16 protein-coding genes are annotated in these 22,461 nt (G+C 63.4%); 6 read left to right on the forward strand and 10 right to left on the reverse strand.

The genetic code is table 11. The features are described 5' to 3' along the window. Nucleotides 1–44: 44 nt before the first annotated feature. Nucleotides 45–1,568 carry a DUF3360 family protein gene (locus KUW18_RS02000; RefSeq protein WP_222560690.1) on the reverse strand — a complete coding sequence of 508 codons (1,524 nt, stop codon included), beginning with the start codon at nucleotides 1,566–1,568 and terminating at the stop codon, nucleotides 45–47. Nucleotides 1,569–1,896: 328 nt separating this feature from the next. Between KUW18_RS02000 and KUW18_RS02005 the strand changes: the two genes are divergently transcribed. Then, nucleotides 1,897–2,727, forward strand: a complete 831-nt coding sequence (locus KUW18_RS02005; protein WP_222560691.1) for a helix-turn-helix transcriptional regulator — start codon at nucleotides 1,897–1,899, stop codon at nucleotides 2,725–2,727. A gap of 103 nt (nucleotides 2,728–2,830) precedes the next feature. Here KUW18_RS02005 and KUW18_RS02010 read toward each other — a convergent pair whose 3' ends face one another. Further along, nucleotides 2,831–3,430 (reverse strand): LysE family translocator, encoded by a 600-nt coding sequence (locus tag KUW18_RS02010; protein WP_222560692.1) that lies wholly within the window; start codon nucleotides 3,428–3,430, stop codon nucleotides 2,831–2,833. Nucleotides 3,431–3,780: 350 nt separating this feature from the next. On the opposite strand from KUW18_RS02010, the gene KUW18_RS02015 reads away from it, so the two are divergent. The 3 genes from KUW18_RS02015 (at nucleotide 3,781) to KUW18_RS02025 (ending at nucleotide 7,831) form a co-directional block, all read left to right on the forward strand. Next, nucleotides 3,781–4,404 carry a hypothetical protein gene (locus KUW18_RS02015; protein ID WP_222237213.1) on the forward strand — a complete coding sequence of 208 codons (624 nt, stop codon included), beginning with the start codon at nucleotides 3,781–3,783 and terminating at the stop codon, nucleotides 4,402–4,404. 799 nt (nucleotides 4,405–5,203) lie between these two features. Beyond that, nucleotides 5,204–7,249 carry a choline BCCT transporter BetT gene (gene betT, locus KUW18_RS02020; protein ID WP_206939767.1) on the forward strand — a complete coding sequence of 682 codons (2,046 nt, stop codon included), beginning with the start codon at nucleotides 5,204–5,206 and terminating at the stop codon, nucleotides 7,247–7,249. A 234-nt stretch (nucleotides 7,250–7,483) separates the two neighbouring features. Further along, nucleotides 7,484–7,831, forward strand: a complete 348-nt coding sequence (locus KUW18_RS02025; RefSeq protein WP_261317283.1) for a DOPA 4,5-dioxygenase family protein — start codon at nucleotides 7,484–7,486, stop codon at nucleotides 7,829–7,831. An 87-nt stretch (nucleotides 7,832–7,918) separates the two neighbouring features. On the opposite strand, the gene adhP is transcribed toward KUW18_RS02025, so the two are convergent. After that, nucleotides 7,919–8,947 carry an alcohol dehydrogenase AdhP gene (gene adhP / locus KUW18_RS02030; RefSeq protein WP_222560693.1) on the reverse strand — a complete coding sequence of 343 codons (1,029 nt, stop codon included), beginning with the start codon at nucleotides 8,945–8,947 and terminating at the stop codon, nucleotides 7,919–7,921. 211 nt (nucleotides 8,948–9,158) lie between these two features. After that, nucleotides 9,159–10,679: an aldehyde dehydrogenase family protein gene (locus KUW18_RS02035; protein ID WP_222560694.1), complete on the reverse strand. Its 1,521-nt coding sequence runs from the start codon at nucleotides 10,677–10,679 to the stop codon at nucleotides 9,159–9,161. Nucleotides 10,680–10,821: 142 nt separating this feature from the next. Between KUW18_RS02035 and KUW18_RS02040 the strand changes: the two genes are divergently transcribed. Beyond that, nucleotides 10,822–11,511, forward strand: coding sequence for a response regulator transcription factor (locus KUW18_RS02040; RefSeq protein WP_222560695.1), 690 nt, complete (start codon nucleotides 10,822–10,824; stop codon nucleotides 11,509–11,511). Between the two features lie 186 nt (nucleotides 11,512–11,697). Here KUW18_RS02040 and KUW18_RS02045 read toward each other — a convergent pair whose 3' ends face one another. The 6 genes from KUW18_RS02045 to ptsP all read right to left on the reverse strand — a co-directional run bounded on the left by KUW18_RS02045 (nucleotide 11,698) and on the right by ptsP (nucleotide 20,984). Then, nucleotides 11,698–13,101 carry a hybrid sensor histidine kinase/response regulator gene (locus tag KUW18_RS02045; RefSeq protein WP_315900629.1) on the reverse strand — a complete coding sequence of 468 codons (1,404 nt, stop codon included), beginning with the start codon at nucleotides 13,099–13,101 and terminating at the stop codon, nucleotides 11,698–11,700. After that, entirely contained in the window at nucleotides 13,085–14,305 is a 1,221-nt protein-coding gene (gene nosP / locus KUW18_RS02050; RefSeq protein WP_222560697.1) for a nitric oxide-sensing protein NosP, read from the reverse strand. The genes KUW18_RS02045 and nosP overlap by 17 nt, the downstream gene beginning before the upstream one ends. Before the next feature lie 112 nt (nucleotides 14,306–14,417). Then, complete coding sequence (locus tag KUW18_RS02055; protein ID WP_206939784.1) at nucleotides 14,418–14,984, reverse strand: antibiotic biosynthesis monooxygenase; 567 nt, start codon at nucleotides 14,982–14,984, stop codon at nucleotides 14,418–14,420. A 356-nt stretch (nucleotides 14,985–15,340) separates the two neighbouring features. Further along, on the reverse strand, nucleotides 15,341–17,098 hold the full coding sequence (locus tag KUW18_RS02060) for a PTS fructose-like transporter subunit IIB (RefSeq protein ID WP_222560698.1): 1,758 nt from the start codon (nucleotides 17,096–17,098) through the stop codon (nucleotides 15,341–15,343). Beyond that, complete coding sequence (locus tag KUW18_RS02065) at nucleotides 17,095–18,096, reverse strand: 1-phosphofructokinase family hexose kinase (RefSeq protein ID WP_222483523.1); 1,002 nt, start codon at nucleotides 18,094–18,096, stop codon at nucleotides 17,095–17,097. The genes KUW18_RS02060 and KUW18_RS02065 overlap by 4 nt, the downstream gene beginning before the upstream one ends. Beyond that, a complete protein-coding gene (gene ptsP / locus KUW18_RS02070; RefSeq protein ID WP_222560699.1) occupies nucleotides 18,093–20,984 on the reverse strand; it encodes a phosphoenolpyruvate--protein phosphotransferase in 2,892 nt (963 codons plus the stop codon). The genes KUW18_RS02065 and ptsP overlap by 4 nt, the downstream gene beginning before the upstream one ends. Before the next feature lie 381 nt (nucleotides 20,985–21,365). On the opposite strand from ptsP, the gene cra reads away from it, so the two are divergent. Then, nucleotides 21,366–22,370 (forward strand): catabolite repressor/activator, encoded by a 1,005-nt coding sequence (cra, locus tag KUW18_RS02075; protein ID WP_222560700.1) that lies wholly within the window; start codon nucleotides 21,366–21,368, stop codon nucleotides 22,368–22,370. Nucleotides 22,371–22,461 lie beyond the last annotated feature (91 nt).

The raw sequence follows: 22,461 nt of genomic DNA on the forward strand, positions 1-22,461 counted from the left end.
GGCCGCCCAAGGGCGGCCTCTTGCGTCTGGCACGTGCGCTCGATCTAGAACAGCGCGGGAATCCCGTACTGTCCCTCGAACATGCCCACCGCCAGCATGGCGAACAGACAGATACCGAGCACCGCGGCGGGAATGACCAGCCGATCCGCCAGCGACAGCCGCCCGGAACGCTCGCGGTCACCGATCCAGCCATTATTGTCGAGCAGCATGGTCGCGGCCCAGGCAAGAACAGGGTTGGTCACCGCAGCGGCAAACAGGCATACCCCGGCCGCCTGGGCGTCCTTCCCTTCCTTGATCATCTGTACGCCGGCCTCGAGCATCGGCAGGAACACCCCCACCAACAGCGCCACGCACATGACCGGTGGCCACACCGCGATGTCCATGGGGAACCCTAGAATGGCAATGGTGATGGTCAGCAGGCCCAGCAGGATCGCCCCCGCCGGAATCGGTCGTTTGGCAATCGCTGCCGGGATCATGTAAGTGCCCCAGGAAGAGGTGATATTGCCTCCTCCAAGGGCAGTGCCGACCACCTGGCGGATGGAGCACATGGTCATGGTGTCATCGACGTCCATCAGCACCCTGTCGGCCCCCTTGGGATAGTTCATCTCCTGAAAGATGCGATGGCCGAGAAAGTCGGGGGACCACATGGCCACCGCCAGAATGGCAAACGGCAGTGAGGCGATAAAGTGCTGCACATTGGGCAGCCCCATCATCCAGCCTTGTTCGGTGCTGCCCCACCAGTAGCTTGGGCTCAAGGGCGGAAGGCCTACTTCGGTGGTCAACTCAAGGTCACCACCTGCGCCCAAGGCGAGCGCCACCAGCAGTCCAGTGACCGCACAGGCAGGAATGGCCAGCCAGCGCTTGCCCAGGCGAGCCAGCACCGCATACAGCACAATGTTCACCGCCAGCACGATCAGAGCGACGTACCCCATGTCGCCGGAGAGGCCCAGGCCCCAAGATTTAAGATTGCTGATCTGGCCGATGGCCCCGGAAAATCCGAGGAAGATCAGCAGCCCCCCAGCGGTCCCTTGAGACGTCAGGTTGACCAGCCGCGACCCGCCCTTGATCCACGACAGCCCCAGACCAAAGGCGCCGATCCAAAGCGCCAGCGCCAGGGGATGCGCGCCGGCCAACGCCATGCTGCCGATCAGCGGAATCATCGGTCCGTGGTTGCCGGCCAGGTTGGCACGGGGATTGAAGATCCCCGAACCCAGCACGCAGAACAGCAGCACCGGGAGCAGCATCTCGAGCCGTGACACGGCGATAGCGAAATCCTTGCCCAGCTGGACATCTGGCCAGGCGGCCGAGAGCCCATCCGCCCAGGACATCATCACCGCCGAGTACATCGCGATGATACCGATGGTGCCTGCGATCGCCGGCACCAGATCCTCGATCTCGAAATTGAAGTCACGTCCGATCAAGTTAAGGCTGAAGCGCCTGGGACGCATGATCTTGAGTTCGTGCTCCAGATAGTCGGAGCGGCTGGCAAACTCGCTGGCATCCCGATGCAGCTCACGATAGCTGAGCGCCTCGGGCGATTGCGCCCGGGACGTGGCAGTGTCCGTCATGGTGATCTCACTTGTCAGAGGAAATCGACCCACTGCTCTTGCCACGCAGCGTCGTGTCCGACGGCCTTGTCAGCCAATGGATCGTTTCAGCATAAAAGGTAAGTCACCTTATCCATCTAAGTGGCGATACTCGTTGATCGCCGTCAGCCTTTTCCCCGCCCCTGGCGGCCACGCTGTGCTCAGGGTGCATCCCTTGACCCAGCTCAGGCTCCACGGCACTTGCCTGCCGCGGGAAGATGGATAACAGTAGCTATCGTTGCTCTCCCTTGCGGCTCGTCAACGAGACGTCCTTGTTAACCAGAGAGCCCTTATTGATAGAGAGCCCGTCATGCGCACTATTCCGGCCACCCTGTCCCGCTATCTGCGCGCCCCTGACCTGCCCCAGCTCGAGGCCAGGCGGGTGAGAGGGGGGCATCGCCTCAGTCACGCCGCCCACAGCCATGACACCCTGTCACTGGGTGCCATCGTTCAAGGACATTCCCAGTTCCGCCATCGCCACCGCTCCCTTGAAGTCACCCAAGGCGACGTGGTGATGATAGAGCCCGGCGCCGTGCATGCCTGCAATGCCCTGAGCGACGCTGACTGGGGCTACGATATGGTCTATCTCGACAGCGCCTGGCTGGCCGTCCAGTTGGACGTAACGACGGACGACCTTCCGCCTCTGATTCGGCAGATCAGTCGCGATCCCGTGCTGCACCGCTCCATCATGGTCCTGACTGACACCCTTGCCTCCGCCGATGCCGACCGGATGGAACGGGACGCCGCCTTGGCCTTGCTGGTGGCTGAGCTGGCCAAGCAGATGGCACGAGCCGAGCCTCTGCGCAATGCTCCGCCCGACGCCCTGGCCCGTGCCTGGCAGCGTCTGAACGATGACTGGCAACATGACCTGAGCCTCGCCGACCTGTGCCAGGAGGCGGGCTGTCGCACCACCAGCCTGATCGCAGGCTTTCGGCGCCACTATGCCACCACGCCCCATGCAGCCCTGATCGATCTGCGAGTGCGCGAAGCTCGCGATCGGCTGCGCCAGGGCCAGCCGATTGCGCAAGTCGCCAGCGATTGCGGCTTCGCCGACCAGGCGCATCTGCAGCGAACCTTCAAGAAACTGCTGGCGACCACACCGGGGCACTACGCCGAGGGTTCCCTCCCCCGCCACGCATAGTCGGCTTATCTCCCGCCGGATTGTTGCGGCCCTCGGGGCGGCTCTGGGCGTATTGATGGCCAAGGACGGGCAACGTCAGCGGATGATAGAGGGGCCACTCCGTTCAAGGCAGAAGCATCAACACGCCACTGCACATCAGCGTCACCGCCAAGCCGCGCTGCAGCAGCTGGCGACGCCCCGCATCGGCCAGCCACTGCCCCGCGTGCGACCCGCACCATGCCCATACGCAGGCACTGGCAAAGCAGACCGTCCCCCACGTCAGGGTAAACACGGCCATATCCAGCCCTCCTCGCCCCGCAGTAAAGATCCCGAGCCCCGCCATGGAGGCGATCCACGCCTTGGGATTGAGCCACTGCATCAGTGCCGCCGTCATCAACCCTGGCGCCGTGCCATGGGCCTCTGCTCCCCAGTCGCCGCGGTCCTGCAGCAGTTTCCAGGACAGCCACGCCACGAACCCTCCGCCCGCCGCCTTCAACACCCACTGCAATACCGGCAGCGCCTGCCAGACGCTGCCAAGTCCGGCCGCCAACACGCCTAGCAAGAGCGTGAAGCCAGCACATGAGCCTACCGCAAGTCGCATCGCTCGGGCGCTACCGTGGCCGATCCCGGCGGTCAGTATCAGCAGGTTCACGGGACCCGGCGAAAGCGACGCCACCAAGGCAAATCCCAATATCGCCAACAGTTCATCAGCAGAAAACGTCATGTCGTACTCCACACCCAGGGGAAAGCCTCAGCCTGAGGCTTCTGCTAGTGCGGGTATTGAAGAAAATTTCACCCACTGTCCCTCCAGCCGCCTGACCCAGTCTTGTTCCCTGTCTCGCCACCCGCCTCGTCTCACCACCAGCCACGACCACCGCCTTGGAGCCTTCCGCCTGCCACGGCGGCTCTGACTGGAACAGCGTGTTGCATAACGTCGGCTGCGCTTGCCGCTTCTCTGCACATTGGCTGCATGTCAGTTGCACGACACCCCGCCAAGATAAATCACGTCAACAAGGGCATCGCCCGGACAACATCACCCTTGGTAAAGGGTCATCAACGCTGAAGGAGTCACACATGAACACCACGTTTGCTCGCAAGGCCCTGCTGTCTGCCGCCATCTCCGCTGCCCTGCTGCCAATCGCGATGAGCGCTAGCGCGGCTCCGGATCGCCACGAAGGACCGCGTCACGCTGGCCCTGATATGCGCGCGGAGCTGTATGAGCGTGCCGGCATCGACGCCGACACCCGCGAAGCACTCAAGCAGGCAGGTATCGAGCATCACGAGGCCATCGAGGAACTGAACGCCGATTTCCGCGAACAGCGCCAGGAGATCCTCGGGGAAGATGGCATGGCCGCGCTGGAGCGCGCCCGTCATGAACTGCGCGAAGAGCGCGTCAATGCGCTGGTCGACAAGTGGGAGCTGTCCGCTGAAGACCGCGAGGCCTTCAACGCTGCCCGTGAGTCCTTCAAGGAAGGTGCCGAGGCTCTCAAGGCCCAGGACTTCGAGAGTGACGAACAGCGACACGATGCATGGCGCGAGCTGATGACGTCCTCCAGGGACCAGATGGCCAACATCCTCGACGAGCAGCAGATGCGTGAGCTCAAGCACGCCCTGATGCCGGGCCATGATCAAGGTCCTCGCGGCCACGGCGAGCGTCATCCTCACGAACATGGCAAGCGCCACGCTCCCGAGGCCTGATCCCCGCCCACTAGGAAACACTGGCAGCCTGTTGCAGCTGATGACGCCACCGCAGCAGGCGGCCTCGGAATGACTGACGGTCACCAGGATCGTATCGCTGCAGTCACCGTAGCCTCTTGAGCGTCATCATCGATGCCGTGTTTCCCTAGGCGCCGGAATCGCTTTCCGGCAGCCCCTCGTAAGCCCCATGCCGCCCGGTATGGGGCTTTTTCATGGGTATCGCCCCCTTATGGCGTGGGTTTCTCGGCCGCGCTTCTCGTCTTCGTTTTTCTTTCCCATTCCTTGGCCCCGCTACTTAGTCCCGTTCTCTGGCCCCGTTCTTCAGCCCCGCTCCTTGGCCCCACCCTTCGTCCCCGTTCTCTGACCCGATTCCTGCACGCCATGCCCAACGCTTTCTCCACGGTCTTTTGGTGCCGACCTTGAAAGATGCATCGGGACTCTGTATTTTATTGAACGTTCAATCAATAAAATGTGAGCCTCCAACGGCTGGATAGGATCGTCAGCGACCCCATCCAAGAGCCGCCGCTGGGGTCGCGCTTACTGTCTCGCGAACACTCGCTGTGCTGGCGACCTGCCCTATCGGCAGCAGCACAATGAGCCTTCGGCCAGACGGCATTGATCGCGACACTCCGTCACCACCATTTCGTTAATTGCTCATCCAATTAACGAAATGGCGTAGCAGCAAGGAATGCCCGCTGGGAGATGCCAGGACGGCGCTACGGAGACCGGCACAGCAGGGCCTCGGTCAGCAAGTTGCCGGATCGGCTCAGTCTCATTTCATCCTCTAGGGAGCACGTGCATGTCACAACATGAAAACGCCTCCCGCGATCGTCTCAACCCCGTCGTCTTTCATGGCGCCGTGGCAGGCATCGTGGTCTTTCTCATCTTCACCATGACCTTGACCGAGCAGGCAGGCGCCTTGTTCGATGCAGGGCTGGCCTGGGTCAACGATACCTTTGGCTGGTACTACATGCTGGCCGCCGTGGCCTATCTGGTATTCGTGCTGGTGATCAGCCTGTCCCGCGTCGGCAACATTCGGCTAGGCCCGGATCACTCCCGCCCAGAGTTCTCGCTACTCTCCTGGGCGTCCATGCTGTTCGCTGCAGGCATTGGCATCGACCTGCTGTTCTTCTGCGTGGCAGAGCCGCTGTCGCACTACCTGACCCCTCCGGACATGGCACCGGAAAGTGCCGCTGCGCTGCGCCAGGCCGTCCCCCAGACCTTCCTGCACTGGGGCCTGACCGGGTGGGGCATGTACGTCCTGATGGGCATGGCTCTGGCCTACTTCAGCTATCGTCACCGCCTACCGCTGGCCATCCGGAGCGCGCTCTATCCGCTGCTGGGCAAGCGCATCTACGGCCCGATCGGCAATGCGGTGGACATCACCGCGGTCATTTCCACGGTGTTCGGTATCGCCACCAGCCTGGGCATCGGCGTCATCCAGCTCAATTACGGCCTGACGTTCATGTTCGGCGTGCCTGAGAGCCTTTCGACGCAAGTCGTGCTGATCGTACTGGTGGTCATACTGGCGACCATTTCCGTGGTGACCGGCGTAGAGAAAGGCATCCGTCGCCTGTCCGAGTTCAACATGCTGCTGGCTGCTGCCCTGCTGCTGTTCGTGTTGTTCCAGGGCGATACGCTTCATCTGCTGAATGCCCTGGTGCTTAACGTCGGGGACTATCTGGGTGGCTTTGTCGGCAAGAGTTTCGACACCTATGCGTTCGCCGGCAGCGACGCACAGCAGTGGAAGGGCTGGTGGACCATCTTCTTCTGGGGCTGGTGGATTGCCTGGACGCCCTTTGTTGGCCTGTTCCTCGCTCGTATCTCGCGTGGGCGCACCATTCGCCAGTTCGCCATGGGTGCCCTGCTGATTCCACTGGGCTTCATGATGGCGTGGATGTCCATCTTCGGTAACTCCGGGATCGACATGGTCGCCAATGACGGGCTGACGGTGCTGGGCGAGCAGGCTCTGGCCACGCCGCAGACCACCATCTATACCTTCCTGGAGCAATATCCCTATATCAGCATTACCGCCTCGGTGGTGACGCTGCTGGGTGTGGTGTTCTTCGTGACCTCCGCTGACTCCGGGGCTCTGGTCCTGGCCAACTTCACCTCGATCCTGCGTGACGTGAACCATGATGCACCGATTCGCCTGCGCATCTTCTGGTCTGCCATCATTGGTCTGATTACCATTGCCCTGTTGATGGCCGGTGGTCTGGACGCTCTGCAAAGTGCGGTAGTGATCACAGCCCTGCCCTTCTCGCTGGTGATGTTTGCGATCATGGTCGGGCTGACCCGTGCGCTGCGCACGGAGAAGGAAAAGGCCGACGCGCGCAAGCTGGTCGCGGCCAGCGGTGAAGGAGGCAACTGGAAGGAGCGCCTGGATCGCGCGCTGGACACCTCCAACCGCGCCGGCGCGGAGTCCACCATCAAGCACGCCTTGCGTCCCGGCCTCGCCCAGTTTGTGGAAGAGCTCGAGCGCCGTGGCCAGACCGCCACCCTGAGTGAGGAGCAGATCGACGGCGAGCCGTTGCCGCGCCTGACCCTGCAGGTGGACTTCGATGAGATGCAGAGCTTCGTCTATCAGGTCAGACCACACCGCATGCGTACGCCGAGCTTCCTGCCCGCCGATGACGACTACTACCTGCGTCTGGACGTCCATCTGGCGGAAGGCGGCCTGGGGCAGAACCTCAACGGCTACACCCGCGGCCAGGTCATCGACGACGTGCTCGGCGAATACGAGCGTCATCTGCAGTTCCTGGCCATTGCCCGCCAGGGCACGCCGACACCGGCCATGCCTGGTTTCATCGGCGAGCCACCGGAAGGGGCGACGCAAGACCCCTGAACACCTTGGCGTTCAGATAACCCTGCAACATCAGCATCAACTGCGGCGGCCCCAGGGGCCGCCGCTTTCTTATGCGTTGATAAAAGTGGTGCAGTGAGAGTGCTGTGGAGCTGACCAGGACTGAGACTGGCGAGAAGTGGTGCTGGTGCGGTCGTGAAGCTGCAAGCCAGCCCACCACCGTTGCTCCATCCCTCCATTGGCGCGATGCTACAAGGACTACCAAGGAGCTTACCGATGCCCGATGTCGATCAGATTCGCTACTACCATGCCCACCTCTACTACGACGATGCTTGCGGGCTTGCCCAGGCGCAGACGTTGGCAGACGCCTGCCAGGCACGCTTTGCCGTGCAGGTCGGGCGCTTTCATCAACAACCGGTGGGCCCACACCCACGCTGGAGCTGCCAGCTCTCCTTCGCCGCTGAAGACTTCGGTGCCATTGTGCCCTGGCTCGCCATCCACCGGGGCGACATGGACATTTTTGTGCACCTGGGTACCGACGATGACCTGTTTGACCACACTCAGGGGGTCATCTGGCTGGGTCAGAGCCAAACGTTGAACCTCGACGTGTTTCACCGCGACTGAGCGGCAGAACGCAAGCACCTGGGCCTTGGAAACCTGGGCTCCACCGCCCCCTCCTACTCAACACGTCTTCAGTGCAGGGCGGTCACATTAGCCCTGCATATCGAGCACCACCCTCCCCTCGATCTTGCCATCCAGCATACGCCCGAAGATGTCGTTGATATTGGCCAGGCGATCGGAGGAAACGGTGGCCTTGACCTTGCCTTCACCGGCGAAATCCAGTGCTTCCTGCAGGTCCTGACGGGTGCCGACGATGGAACCACGCACGGTGATGCCGTTCAGCACGGTATCGAAGATCGGCAGCGGGAAGTCCCCTGGCGGCAGGCCGTTCAAGGCAATGGTACCGCCCCGCCGAACCATGCCCTGGGCCTGTTCGAAGGCCTTCGGCGACACCGCCGTGACCAAGGCCCCGTGGGCACCGCCGATATCGCGCTTGAGCGCTGCCACCGGGTCTTCCTTGAGGGCGTTGACGGTCACCGTGGCACCCAGCTTTTTGGCCAGCTCCAACTTGTCATCCGCGACATCAACGGCTGCCACATTCAGCCCCATGGCCTTGGCATACTGCACCGCCATATGGCCCAGTCCGCCAATCCCCGACACCACCACCCATTGCCCCGGGCGGGTATCGGTCATCTTCAGCCCCTTGTACACCGTCACCCCGGCACACAGCACGGGAGCAATCTCGACAAAGCCCACACTGTCCGGCAGATGACCGACGAAGCCAGCATCGGCGATCGCGTACTCGGCGAACCCGCCGTTTACCGAATACCCGGTGTTCTGCTGCGACTCGCAAAGCGTTTCCCATCCCCCCAGGCAGTGTTCGCAGTGCCCACAGGCGGTGTACAGCCAGGGAATACCGACGCGATCACCCTCCTTGATATGGGTGACCCCTTCGCCGACGGCCGCCACCTGGCCGACACCTTCATGGCCCGGAATGAAAGGAGGATTGGGCTTGACCGGCCAGTCGCCGTGAGCCGCGTGCAAGTCAGTGTGACACACACCCGATGCCGCAATCTTGACCAGCACCTCGCCTCTGGCAGGACGCGGTACCTCGACTTCCTCGATGCTCAGGGGTTGACCAAACTGACGAACGACGGCGGCTTCCATAGTGCGTTGCATGGCATGACTCCTTGCCTTGTTTCAGGCATGAGAAAACCTTGGTACGCCCATGTCGAGGACCCGCGATACACCACACTCATCACCACGCACACGACATTGACGACCAGGCGATGGGCGCCCAACAGGCGCCGGTAACATGCGCCAGGTTCGGCGCGACCACTCGGACTCTCCACTTGGCCAGCGGCGCTGCCACTGGCCAAGTGTCATTGGATCAGAAAAAACCCAGCGGATTCGTGTCGTAGCTCACCAGCAGGTTCTTGGTCTGCTGGTAATGCTCGAGCACCATCTTGTGGGTCTCGCGACCGACACCGGATTTCTTGTAGCCGCCGAAGGCGGCGTGGGCGGGATATTGGTGATAGCAGTTGGTCCACACACGGCCGGCCTGAATCCCGCGCCCCATGCGGAAGGCCACGTTGATGTCGCGGCTCCACACGCCAGCACCAAGGCCAAACTCGGTATCGTTGGCGATGGCCAGGGCTTCTTCCTCGTCCTTGAAGGTGGTCACAGCCACCACCGGGCCGAAGATCTCTTCCTGGAACACCCTCATCTGGTTGTTGCCCTTGAGCAGCGTCGGCTCGATGTAGTACCCGGTATCCAGGGCCGGATCGACCTTGGCCTGGTTGCCCCCGGTCAGAAACTCGGCTCCCTCCTCACGGGCGATGTCCATATACGACATGATCTTGTCGAACTGCTCCTTGGAGGCCTGGGCACCCACCTGAACATCGGTGTCCAGCGGGTTGCCACGCTTGATCGTGGCGACCCGCTCCATCACCTTGGCCATGAAGGGTTCATACATGCTTTCCTGAATCAGCGCCCGCGACGGACAGGTACACACCTCACCCTGGTTGAAGAACGCCAGCACCAGGCCCTCGGCCGCCTTGTCGATGAATTCCGGCTCGGCATTCATGATGTCGGCAAAATAGATGTTGGGCGACTTGCCACCCAGTTCCACCGTCGAGGGGATGATGTTGTCGGCGGCGCACTTGAGAATATGCGACCCCACCGGCGTCGATCCGGTAAAGGCAATCTTGGCGATCCGCTTGCTGGTCGCCAGGGCCTCACCGGCTTCGGCACCAAAGCCATTGACCACATTGACCACCCCGGCAGGCAACAGATCGCCAATGATTTCCATCAGCTTCAGAATGGAAGCGGGGGTCTGCTCTGCCGGCTTGAGCACTACGCAGTTGCCTGCCGCCAGCGCCGGGGCCAGTTTCCAGGTGGCCATCAGTAGTGGAAAGTTCCAGGGGATGATCTGGCCGACCACCCCTAGCGGCTCATGGAAGTGGTAGGCCACGGTGTGTGCGTCGATATCGGCAGCAGTGCCTTCCTGAGCGCGAATACAGCCGGCGAAGTAACGAAAATGGTCGACTGCAAGGGGGATGTCGGCGTTCAGGGTTTCGCGAACCGCCTTGCCGTTGTCCCAGCACTCTGCCACCGCCAAGGCTTCCAGGTTGGCCTCGATGCGATCCGCCATCTTGAGCAGGATGTTCGAGCGCTCCGTGGCAGAGGTGCGCCCCCAGGCCGGCGCTGCGGCATGGGCGGCATCCAGCGCCTTGTCGATGTCCTCCGCCGTTGAGCGTGGGATCTTGCAGAACACCTGTCCGTTGACCGGGCTGACATTGTCGAAGTACTGCCCCTTCACCGGAGCGACGAATTCACCGCCGATGTAGTTGCCGTATTGCTCGTCGAAGCTGACGACGGCGCCGGGCTGTCCGGGGTTTTGATAGATCATGGCGTGTCTCCTTTGTCAGGATGTTGTCGTTGTACGCCATTCCAGTCTTGGTCACGGACCCGGCATGCGACATACTGCCCTGGCAGGAGAGCGCCTCCTCCTTCGGTAGGAGGCTCATCGTGAAGAACGCGGAGAGCCCGACATGTACAGCCTGATGGTGGCTGACGATCACCCTCTGTTTCGCGACGCCATCACCGCGGTGATCCAGGCAGGACTGCCCGGTGCCTCGCTGCGCGAGGCGGACTGTTTCGCCGCTCTGGCCCAGGCGTTGGATGCCGATGACAATGTCGACCTGGTGCTGTTGGACCTGAACCTGCCCGATGCCTCGGGGCTCGATGGCCTCGATACCCTCAGGCGTGCGTTCCCCGGCGTGGCAGTGGCCGTGCTATCGGCCGAGAGTGACAGAGCCACGGTGCTGGGGGCGCTGGATCTAGGCGCGGTTGGATACCTGCCCAAATCCACACCTCGCCCGGACCTGCTGGCGGCGATCAAGCAGATTCTTGACGGTCAGATCTATCTGCCTGCGGATATCATGCGTCGGCCAGCTGAGCTGTCTGCCGTCAGGCCCTCTCCCGCCCCCGCGCAGAGCACGGCCACTCCCGTGGACGTGTTGAACCAGCTGACGATAAAGCAGCTAGAGGTGCTCTCATTGGTCATCCGCGGAGCCTCCAACAAGGTCATCGCACGGGAGCTCGAGATCGCCGAGACCACCGTCAAGACCCACGTTTCAGCCATTCTCAAGAAGCTCGGGGTCAGTAGTCGAGTGCAGGCCATCCTGGCCGCCGACGAGTCCACCCTCTTGACCTGCCTGGCAAACCGACGGACCCGCTAAGGCGCCGACTACGACGCAGCCAGGTTTTCAGACAGCCGTGACCAGGGTCCGGAAGAAGACGTAGGGAAGGGCAGCACACCGGGCGCCAAGTCAGCTGCGTCACTTCACCCACCCAAACAAAGTGCTACCGACACACCCCCTCCCTAGCGTCGCGACACGAACCTTCCAGTGGCTCCCACGCTCGCCTCAACTCAAGAGATGCACCAATGCCTGACGTAGCCGTAGCGGTTTCACCGGCTTCAACAGGCAGGTGATGCCCTGCTCGCGACAGCGGCGCTTGATGGCGGCGTCGTGGTTGGCCGTGATTAGGATCGGGACGATACCGCGCCCGCTGGCGGCAAGACGCTGGGCCAGGGAGAGCCCGTCTTCCTCGTCATCGGCCAGGTGATAATCGATCATCACCACCCTGGGCCCCGCGGGGGTATCAGGCGCAGCCTCTGCACTGTCCAGGCTTTGCTCAAGTTCGCTGACTTCAAGCGCCAGCCGCGACTCGCAGCCCCATCCGCCCAGCAGCGCCCGCATCCCGTCGAGAATGGCGGGGTCGTTGTCCAGTACCCAGACCAGGCTGCCCGCCAGCACCTCTTCCCCGGGCAGAAGCTGACTGTCGGGCGTCTCCAGCGGCGTCGGCACCGACTCGACAAGGGGAACCGTGACCGAGAACAAGGCGCCATGCCCGGGCCGGCTGACCAGCCGAATGGGATGATCCAGCAAGCGCGCGATGCGCTCGACGATCGCAAGCCCAAGACCGAGGCCGCGCTCCTGCGCCTTGGCGTCGGCATCACCACGCCGAAATTCGAGGAAGATGTCCTGCTGGCGTGCTGCATCGATGCCTGGTCCGGTATCGCCGACCACAATCTCGAGACAGGCCGCTCCACCGATCTGCCGACGCCGACAGCCCAGCAACACGCGTCCGGACTCGGTATAGCGCACCGCATTGGACATCAGGTTACGGATGACGCGGGCCAGCAGGGCCAGGTCCGAGGCGACCCAGGCGCTGCTGGCGACGTAGCGCAACGCCAGCCCCCGCGCCCCAGCCATCTGGCGGCATTCTTCCGCCAGCACGTCCAGCAGCTGCGCCACTGAAAAGGGGGCGATATCCGGCGTCAGCACGCCCGCATCGAGCCGCGAGATATCCACCAGCGTCCCCAGCAGCAACTCCACATCCGCCAGGGAGCGATCGATGCGGTGGACCAGGCGACCGGGCTCATGGCCTAGCTGCTGCTCTTCCAGAGCGCTGGCAAACAGTCTGGCTGCGTTCAAGGGTTGCAGCAGATCGTGGCTGACCGCCGCGAGAAAACGTGTCTTGGAGGCATTGGCCGCTTCTGCCTCGCGCCGCGCCTCCTCCAGCCGCGCATTGGCCTCTGCCAGCTCATCGAGGGTGCGGTGCAGCGTCTCGGTACGTTCGCGCACCTGCTCCGCCAGCAATACGGCATGTTCGAAGGCGCCATAGGGCGCCGACCCCATGCCCGCCGACTCGACGCGTTCCATCAACGCCTGACAGATCTTGCGCAGTCGCCGGTTCTCTTCCTCCAGCTCGTGTTCCAGCGCCGTCGTCAAGGTACTCGGCTGTCGCTCACCGGCCAGATCCAATCGCCACCCCCGTGAAGGTCTGATTGACGTGCATGCCATGGTGCTGTTCGCCATAGGTGTTGAAGCCGAGCACCGATGCCCCGGACAGCTGGCGGGAGGCCTCTGCCACCTGATCGAGGGCTTCTATCTCGAGACGGCGTAGAAAGCAGTCGCAGCCGATGATCAACTGCGGGCTGCCTAGCCGCTGCCGCAGTCCGCTCAGGGTGTGCTCCAGCGCGGTGAGAATGGGCTCGGCAGCCATCGCGGTCAGCACGATGCCGGTTTCCACCGCACAGTAGAAACTGAGACTGCCGTCGGCATTGGCACGCTGGATGGAGCGCACGTAGTAGGCATCCCCCAGCTTGACCGCCAGCGGGAAGCGGGCGAACACCCCTTCATCGAGCTGGCTGGCTGGCACTCCCACCCACCGCGCGTACTCATCGACGGCGGGCAGCGCATTGAGCTCCAGCACGCGCCGCCCCTCGGCGTCGGCACGGGTCACCACCAGCTTCTCCCTGCGGGCCTTGAGATGGTGGGACGAAAACACCTCGAAGGGGTGGCGGGTGGTGATCAGCACGACAACCGCAGCACCACTGTGAAAGCGCCCTGCCGTAAACACATGGGTATGGGCCAGGTGATTGTCGTCGCCCGCTGAGCCGCCAAAGCTCGGGATACCGCCAAGTGCGGCGTCGAGCGTCGCCAGCACCTGCTCTTCACTGGCCGACAGACCATCGAGCAGTGTCAGCGCAAACGCCTCTCCCGGCAGGCGTCGTCGCGCGCTGCTCAAGAGTGCCTCGACCCGACGCTGCGCGTCCGGCAATGTGACGTCGTCCAGCTCCTCGATCAGGGTCGTGGCGACGCCATAGTGCCGACGATCAAAGCCGATGGCCACGATGGAGCCGCGGGCATAGCCAGTTGGCGTAATCTCCCCTGCGCTGGTACACCCGGCCACCGGCAGTTCACCAAACCTGGCGTCGATCGCCTCGGCCAGCTCGTCCAGCGGGTATTCGGCACTGACGAAGAACAGCACGAACCCAAGATCGGGGTGATCGAGTCCTTGCTTCAACTCCTGCGCCGCAACCCCAGGCCGGGGATCGCGACTACATGCGACGCTCAGGCCAAGCGCCTCGTGGTCGCGCGCGACCGGGGCGGATATCCCGCTATCCGTCCCACTGTCCAGACCACTGTTCAGACCGCTATCCAGACCACTATCCCTATCCGCCATTGAAGGTCCTCGGCTCCTGCCCACAGGGGCGCACGGCGTGTCACGCCGCGCTCCCTTGAGTGTAGGTGCCGCCAGGGTCACGACTCAATGCTCTGGTGTGAACTCGGCTGGCTCAGCTTCGACGTAGCTTGAACCGCGGCAGGCGCCGCGTGGGGGCCTGCAGCCAAGGCGCCAACAGGCGCGTGGACAGGGGGATGAAGAGGAACACCATGACCGGCGTCAGCATCAATGTGCTGGCCAGCACACGAGGCACCATCGGCAGTGTCGCCAGCGCATCCCCCAACCCCCACTGGAACATCAGCGACACGGGAAAAAACGCCAGCCAGATGGCGATGGCCTGCTTCCAGCGCGGGGGGACTCTCGGTCCAGGCGACGAAAACCAGCTGTCCAGTCCCACCGCGCGGCGTTCTAGCGGAGCATCAAACAGCCCGGCACCACGCTCAAGCCAAGCGCGACGAGAGGCAGAATGCTCCCAGCGGGCCAGGGTGTCGGAGTCCTGAAAGCGAAAGATGATCTGGTACTCGTCGTCCCCGGGAGGCGGTGCCAGGATGCCGGAACCGAGATAACCGGGAAAATCCGCGGCAAGTTCACGGCCTTCGTCGAGCCAGACGGTAAAGTCGTGGTAGCGGCCTCGTGCGACGCGGCGTGCCACCATCAATGTGACAGGTTTGCTTGACATGGGATCTCCTCATCAACCGGAGTCGCCGCGCGATCAGCGCCGAACGCCTCCAGATACCCAGGGTAAGGGTTACTACGGGCCCGGTAAGGCCCACACCGCGGCGGCTAGGGTAGTCAGCGGCAGCGGCAACGTCGGTACATGCTTTATCAAGCAAAATCCAAGCCATTATGACACAGCGCCGGTGGGCGTCATCTTTCTCTTGGCACCTTCGCCAAATGACAGTTTATCTTCTCGAAAAAAATCACTTTTACAGAAAAAAGGCCCGACCCACCAAGGGGCCGAGCCTGACCATCGCACCGACAGGACCCTTCGGGTCACATCAATGCACCACACCTGTGCAGCGTGTCATCTTTCCATCAGTGGCTTTCGCCGACGGGCATGGCAGACACCTCACTGCGTTTGATCGCCGCATAACCAAGGCCTGTCACCAGCGATCCGGCGACGATGGCCAGCAGGTACCACAGCACCGGGGTGATGGCGTTAGGGATCAGTAGCACGAAGACGCCGCCATGAGGTGCCATCAACTTGGCCCCCACCAGCATGGAGATGGCCCCGGTGATGGCTCCACCCAGCATGCTGACCGGAATCACTCGCAGCGGATCCTTGGCAGCAAAGGGAATGGCGCCTTCACTGATAAAGCACATGCCCAGCACAAAGGATGCCTTGCCCGCTTCACGCTCCGCATCTGCGAACTTTCGCCCGGCCACAAAAGTGGCAATCCCCATGCCAATCGCAGGCACCATGCCAGCCGCCATGATGGCCGCCATGGGGGCATAGGTTTCCGAGGCCAGTAGACCCACGCCGAAGGTATACGCCGCCTTATTCACCGGTCCGCCAAGGTCAAAGCACATCATCGCGCCGAGCAGGATGCCCAGCAGCACCGCGTTGGTAGATCCCATGCTTTCCAAAAACGAGGTCAGGGCTGTCAGCAGCTGTGCCACCGGCTCGCCGACCACGTAGATCATCACCAGCCCCGTTACCAGGCTCGCGACCAGCGGGATAATCAGGATCGGCTTGAGCGACTCGACGCTGGAGGGCAGCCTGACGTAGCGCGTCACCGCCTTGGCCACGTAGCCGGCCAGAAAGCCGGCAAGGATGCCGCCAATAAACCCCGCGCCAATGTTCGAGGCCAACATGCCGCCAATCATGCCGGGTGCAATGCCGGGTCGATCGGCGATGGAATAGGCGATGTAGCCGGCCAGCACCGGCACCATCAGGGCAAAGGCGGTGCCACCACCTATCTCCATCAGCGCAGCCGGTAGTGTGCCCTCTTCCTTGAACGCTTCGATCCCGAAGACAAAGGACAATGCAATCAGCAGACCGCCAGCCACCACCATGGGCAGCATGAATGACACACCGGTCAACAGGTGCTTGTAGACCCCCTTTTCCTTGAAACTCTTGGCGGACTCGGCCTTGGCCTGCTCGCCACCACTTTCAAGGCTCGCCTCCTGCAAGGCAGCCTCGATCGTCTGACGAGACTTCTTCAGGGCGTTTCCGGTGGAGGTGCGATAGATCCGCTTGCCAGCAAAACGACTGGGGTCCACTTCGATATCACAGGCGAGAATGACCACATCGGCGCTGGCGATTTCCTCGGACGTCAGCTGGTCCTGAGCACCCACCGACCCTTGAGTCTCGACGCGAATCTGGTGTCCCGAGGCACGCCCGGCCTCCGCCAGTGCCTCGGCCGCCATGAAGGTGTGCGCCACCCCAGTGGGACAAGCGGTCACCGCCACAATACGCGCACTGCTTCCCGGCTCCGCGGCAGCGCCCGTTGACTGCCCCTCGGCGCCGTCATTGAGCGGTGTAAAAACCTGCGCATCACGCGCCGCCTTGTCGAGAAAGGCATCAGGATCGCCCAGCGCGTCGGCCAGCTGGCCGCGATACAGCCGCTTGCCGCTGAAACGATGCGCCCCTGCCAGCGGCTCGCCGACAGCGATGACCAGTTCAGCCGCGGCCAGGGTGTCGTTGGACAGCGCCTCGACCTTGGCCAGGTTCGAATGCATCTCGATGGACACCTGCCAGCCCTTGGCCTTGGCTGCAGGCTCCAGGCGCTGAGCCGCCAGATAGCTCGTGACGCTGCCACTCGGGCAGTTCGTCAGCACAATCACATTCATGCCATTACTCCCCGGGCTTCGACGTCATTGCGGCGTCGCACCCTGGTGTCGGAAAGAAGATCGGAAAAGTCGCCGGCGTCGCTACATCCGACACCGGTATGGCGCACCGCTTCGGCGGATAGCGCCGTGGCGAATCTCAACGCCTGCTCGGCAGACCACTCGCACAGCACCCCATGGAGCAGTCCGGCGAACAGGGTGTCTCCGGCACATACGGTGTTGCTGACCTTGACGGCAGGGGGAAGCGACTGCCACAGCCCCTGCTGACCCAACCAGGTCACTCCAGAAGCCCCGGCCGAGACCACCACATCACCGACGCCGGCAGCGAACAGCTCCAAGGTCGCCTGGTGGATGGCGTCATCACCGGGCAGCGCACGCCCGGCCCAGTCAGCCAGCTCTTCCACATTCGGCTTGACCGCATCGGCGCCGGCCTTGACCGCGACTCGCAGAGCTTCACCGCTGGTATCTGCCCACACCGGGATCCCGGCGGCCTTGACCCGAGAGATCAACTCACCCAGGGCCTGGGGGGCAATTCCCGGAGGCAGACTCCCCCCAATCATGACCGCCGCAGGCCGCAGCTGAGGCTGGCTCAGGCGCTGATCCAGGGTGTCGAGCAAGCGTTGCCAGTGCTCTTCCTCGAGCGCCAGCCCCGGCGCATTGATGTCACTGACGCGACCATCCTGCTCGGTCAGCTTGGTATTGATACGGGTAGCCCCTGGCAGCCGCACGAAGGCGTCTTCGACCCCCATGTCGGCAAAGGCGTCGACAAAGGCGGCGTCGTTGTCCTTGCCAAGAAAGCCGGTCACACACACCGGATGGCCCAGCGCGGCCAGCACTCGCGCCATGTTGACGCCCTTGCCCGCCGCGGTCAGTTCCACCGATTCAGCGCGATGCAGGGCGCCCGGCACCAGCTGCGCCAGCCCTACCGATAGATCCAGCGCGGGATTGGCCGAGATCGTCAGCACCGGGGCCTTGTGGGCCTCGTCCTGGTTCCGGCTCATTGCTGGGCCTCCAGCGCGCGGCGCACGTCACTGGCGGTGGGCTGTGCCAGAGACAGGGCGGCGAGCTCGCGCGCCTTGTCCATCGTCACACTCGCCAGTCTGGCCTTGACCATGGGTACCTGGCGCGCGCTGACCGACAGCTCGTCAATGCCCAGGCCTGCGAGCACCGGGATCGCCTGGCGATCACTGGCCAACTCGCCGCACACACCGACCCACTTGCCATGGTCATGAGCGGCTTGCACGGTCATTCGAATCAGCCTCAATACCGACGGGTGCAGGCCATCGGAGTCAGCAGACAGCTCCGGGTGGCCCCGGTCGATCGCCAGGGTGTACTGGGTCAGGTCATTGGTCCCGATCGAAAAGAAATCGACCTCTGGGGCCAGGCTCGGCGCCAGCAAGGCGCATGAGGGAACCTCGATCATGACGCCCAGCTGGAGCGATTCCCCGTCATGACTCACCCCCAGCGTCTCCAGCACCTCATCAAAGATGGCGCGGGCAGCGCGAAACTCCGCCACATCCTTGACCATCGGCAGCATGATGCGCAGCGGACGGCCTGCGGCGGCCTTGATCAACGCGGTAAATTGATCGCGCAAGACCTGGGGACGCTTGAGGGCCAGACGAATGCCGCGAAGTCCCAGGAAGGGATTATCTTCCTGGGGCAGCGGCCAATAGGACAGGGGTTTGTCACCGCCCACGTCCAGCGTGCGCGCGACCAGCGGACGACCGTCCAGGGCGTCCATCGCTTCACGATACTCGCGCTCCTGGGTGGCCACATCGGGCAGCGAGGCGTGGGCCATGAACAGAAACTCGGTACGCAGCAGCCCGACGCCTTCCGCGCCGCGGGAGACGGCGTCATGCGCGTGGGCGGTATTACCCAGATTGGCCATCACCTCGATACGCTGGCCATCGCCTGTGCGCGCCTCACTGAAACGGGCCTCCCACGCCTTTTCCTTGAGCGCCTCGAGCTCTTCCATGCGCGACGCGAAGCGCTCGCGGCGCTCGGCCGTCGGGGCCGCCACGACCCAGCCCTCGTCGCCATCCAACAGCATGTCGGTGCCGCTGGTCAGCTGCAGCACGCCAGCGCCAGCCCCCACCACGGCGGGTATCCCCAGCGCTCTTGCCAGGATGGCGCTATGCGCCGTCGCACCACCACGTGCCGTGACGATGCCCCTCACACGCTGGGTGTCCAGGCGAGCCACATCTGACGGGCCGATATCATCGGTGACCAGCAGGTAAGGCTCATCCGGCGGTTGCGGTAGTTCGATCTGACACAGAATGCCCAGCACGCGCCGCCCAACATCGCGCAGATCCGCGGCACGTTCGGCCAGCAACCGATCTGCCAGCTGCTCCTGGGCCCGCGCGGCCACGTCGATCGCTTGCCACCAGGCCGCCTCAGCGGATAACCCTTCATCGATTCCCTCACGCGAGGCCTCGGCCAGTTCGGGATCATCCAGCATTTCCTGGTGCATCGAGAGGATTGCCGCGACCTCGCCGCCTGCGGTACTGCGAATCAATGCCTCGAGCTGATCGGCACCCTGCTGAATGGCATCGGCCAGACGGGCCTTTTCCGCGGCAGGGTCGGAGGCATGCTCGGGATAGTCGAAGCGCGGTGTCTTCAGCACGTACAGCGGCGCCACTGCCAGTCCAGGAGAGGCGGCAACCGCGGTGACAGGTTCATCCTCCTGGGGCACTGTCGGGACTTCACTGTCCAGCGTGTCTGCCGCCATCGCCGCGGGTGTCGCTGTCGCAGTGGCAGACAGCGGCGTAACGTGCTCGCCAAGACCGTCCGTGATGGCCTCGGCCAGCTGCTCCAGGGCCATTTCAGCGCCATCGCCTCGCGCTGACAGCACGAGTTCCTGGCCGCGACGCGCACCCAGGCCAATCACCTTGCTCAAGGACGCCGCCGAGACCGGCTGGCCACCTCCGTCGGCCAGGCGTATTTGCACTGCCACCCCCGCTTCACGGGCCTTCTGCACCAGCACCTTGGCGGGGCGCGCATGCAGCCCATGAGCGTTGAGCAGCTGCACCCGCCGGCTAGCCACGCCACCGCCTTCGCCAGCCAGCAGGCTCAGCCAGGCATCGGCATCACCCTCGTCCAGCTCAGGTGCCGGGGTCGACGCCAGGGCGTCGACCAAGGACAGGACCGCGTCTGCCAGTGGCCGACCCGCCTCCCCCTGGGCCGCAAGGCACAGCACGGCCTTGATCCGGCCACCCTGATGCTCGATGGCCGCGGCAGGGGTAACCACAGCCATGCCTGGCTCCGCCACCCCGGTGTCGCTGGCATACAGCCACAGACCATGGCCGAGGGCAGCAGGCGCTTGCTCAAGCACGTCCCCGACAAAGCGGCCATCGACCAGGCCGAGATGCCTGAGTCGCTGCGCGCCCGCCAGCAGCAGGTCAAACATGTCCTGCCCGGCCTGGTTGAGCACCAACGTCTTTGCGTCGAGCCGGGCGCTCACCACCTTGCGTCCAAGCAGTGCCACCACCTCAGCGGCGGTGGTCGCCGCCGCCAGCTGCTGCGACACTCCCTCTTGGTCCAGCACATGGGTCAGGCTACGCAGAATATCGAGGTGCTCGTCGCTCTGGGCAGCGATCGTCACCAGCACGTGCACCCGCTGGCCATCGTGCCACTCGACCCCCTCGGGAAACTGCAATACCTGTACGCCTGTCTGCCGCACAGCCTCGCGACTGGCGGGAGTTCCATGAGGAATCGCAATCCCGTTGCCTAACCAGGTAGACGACTGGGCTTCCCTGTCGTGCAGTCCCTGGCGATAGCCATCTTCTACCAGATCGGCCGCCTTCAGCGCGTCGAAGGCCGTATCCAGGGCGTGGCGCCAGCTCTCGGCACGACAGTCCAGCAAGACGTCGTCGGCATTCAGCGTCAGCATCTGAAGTTCTCCTGGGCGAGGCTCCTGCGGGCCCCACCGGTAATGAACAGTCACTAGGGTGATACGAGACAGGCGGGATCGCCGGGACCATGGCGTTGCTGGGCCAGCGAGCCTTGTCCCTGCTCGGCCAGGTCTGGCGTTTGATCTGCCACAAAGCTGAATCGTGTCACCTCACCATGGCACAATGCTGGTACGATTCAGCGCATAAGGCAAGTCGCGTTTGTTAAGACTTTGGCAGGGGGCACCGCGACCGCCAACAGGTAGACTATCCCTGCGCGCATCTCGCGCAGGTACGTGACAGCGCAGGCATGAACCGGCGCCGCCGTCTTTCCGGCAACACCTACGCCGATACCGTGGCATCCACAAGAGGGAGTAAACCGCATGACCCTGGCCGAAATCGCTCGCTTGGCAGGCGTCTCTCGCACCACCGCCAGCTACATCGTGAATGGCAAGGCCAAGGAGCGTCGCATTCGTCAGGACACGGTGGATCGCGTCATGGCCGTGGTCCGCGAGCATGGCTATCGTGTTGACGCCCAGGCCGCCGCCTTGCGTAGAGGGACCAGCCGCATTCTTGGCTTGATCATTCCTGACCTGGAGAACTCCAGCTATGCCAGGCTCGCCAAGCACCTGGAACGAGGTGCCAGGGCCGCGGGCTACCAGCTGCTGATTGTGGGCTCCGACGACCAGCCGGACAGTGAGAAGGACCTGGCCCTGGCACTTCGGGCTCAGCGCTGCGAGGCACTTATCGTCGCAAGCTGTCTGGAGCAGCCGGAAATCTTCTACGCCGACATGATGGCAGAGGGCCTGCCCGTCATCGCCATTGACCGAGGACTGTCGGCTGACCAGTTCGCCAGCGTCGTCAGTGATGACGCCAATGCAGCGGAACAGCTGACGCGGTCGTTGATGACGTCCTCGGTAAAACGCATTCTGTGGTTGGACGCGGTACCCCACCTGTCGATCACCGCCGAGCGTCGCGCCGGCTTCCATCGCGGCATCGAAGGGCGCGAGCTGGAGTGCACGCTGGCCAGCGGCCATCAGTATGCCCGGGAGGAAGGCGCCAGAATGCTTGGCGAGTACATGGATGCCAACGGACTGCCGGATGCGCTGGTTACCGCCTCATACATTCTGCTGGAGGGTGCGCTGGACGAGTTGATCGCCCGCGGAGGGCTTCCCTCTCGCCTGGCCATGGCCAGCTTCGGTGACAACCGGCTGCTGGACTTTTTGCCGCTGGCGGTCAACTCCGCCGTCCAGGATCACCAGACCATCGCCCACAAGGCCCTGGATCTGGCGTTGGAGGCGGTCAATGGAAGCTATAGTCCCCAGCGCGCCGTCGTGCCGCGCCATCCGCGCTGGCGGCGGCCGTTGCCCACCAGTTACCGCTCTTGACAGCGCCCCAGGTCATTGCGCGATACGCGGATCACTCCTCAAGGATCACTCCTCAAGGATGACTTGCCCTTGGGGCGTAACGCTACTGTCG

The sequence above is a fragment of the Halomonas sp. DP5Y7-2 genome, from assembly GCF_019802025.1.
Lineage (GTDB): Bacteria > Pseudomonadota > Gammaproteobacteria > Pseudomonadales > Halomonadaceae > Halomonas > Halomonas litopenaei_A.

What these genes read in the sequence shown, in the direction of transcription:
- nosP (WP_222560697.1), bottom strand. Translation starts at nt 14,305, where the DNA reads ATGGCGGATAGGGATAGTGGTCTGGATAGCGGTCTGAACAGTGGTCTG.
- KUW18_RS02025 (WP_261317283.1), top strand. Translation starts at nt 7,484, where the DNA reads ATGCCCGATGTCGATCAGATTCGCTACTACCATGCCCACCTCTACTAC.
- betT (WP_206939767.1), top strand. Translation starts at nt 5,204, where the DNA reads ATGTCACAACATGAAAACGCCTCCCGCGATCGTCTCAACCCCGTCGTC.
- KUW18_RS02015 (WP_222237213.1), top strand. Translation starts at nt 3,781, where the DNA reads ATGAACACCACGTTTGCTCGCAAGGCCCTGCTGTCTGCCGCCATCTCC.
- KUW18_RS02000 (WP_222560690.1), bottom strand. Translation starts at nt 1,568, where the DNA reads ATGACGGACACTGCCACGTCCCGGGCGCAATCGCCCGAGGCGCTCAGC.
- KUW18_RS02010 (WP_222560692.1), bottom strand. Translation starts at nt 3,430, where the DNA reads ATGACGTTTTCTGCTGATGAACTGTTGGCGATATTGGGATTTGCCTTG.
- KUW18_RS02055 (WP_206939784.1), bottom strand. Translation starts at nt 14,984, where the DNA reads ATGTCAAGCAAACCTGTCACATTGATGGTGGCACGCCGCGTCGCACGA.
- KUW18_RS02040 (WP_222560695.1), top strand. Translation starts at nt 10,822, where the DNA reads ATGTACAGCCTGATGGTGGCTGACGATCACCCTCTGTTTCGCGACGCC.
- ptsP (WP_222560699.1), bottom strand. Translation starts at nt 20,984, where the DNA reads ATGCTGACGCTGAATGCCGACGACGTCTTGCTGGACTGTCGTGCCGAG.
- adhP (WP_222560693.1), bottom strand. Translation starts at nt 8,947, where the DNA reads ATGCAACGCACTATGGAAGCCGCCGTCGTTCGTCAGTTTGGTCAACCC.
- KUW18_RS02065 (WP_222483523.1), bottom strand. Translation starts at nt 18,096, where the DNA reads ATGAGCCGGAACCAGGACGAGGCCCACAAGGCCCCGGTGCTGACGATC.
- KUW18_RS02035 (WP_222560694.1), bottom strand. Translation starts at nt 10,679, where the DNA reads ATGATCTATCAAAACCCCGGACAGCCCGGCGCCGTCGTCAGCTTCGAC.
- KUW18_RS02060 (WP_222560698.1), bottom strand. Translation starts at nt 17,098, where the DNA reads ATGAATGTGATTGTGCTGACGAACTGCCCGAGTGGCAGCGTCACGAGC.
- cra (WP_222560700.1), top strand. Translation starts at nt 21,366, where the DNA reads ATGACCCTGGCCGAAATCGCTCGCTTGGCAGGCGTCTCTCGCACCACC.
- KUW18_RS02005 (WP_222560691.1), top strand. Translation starts at nt 1,897, where the DNA reads ATGCGCACTATTCCGGCCACCCTGTCCCGCTATCTGCGCGCCCCTGAC.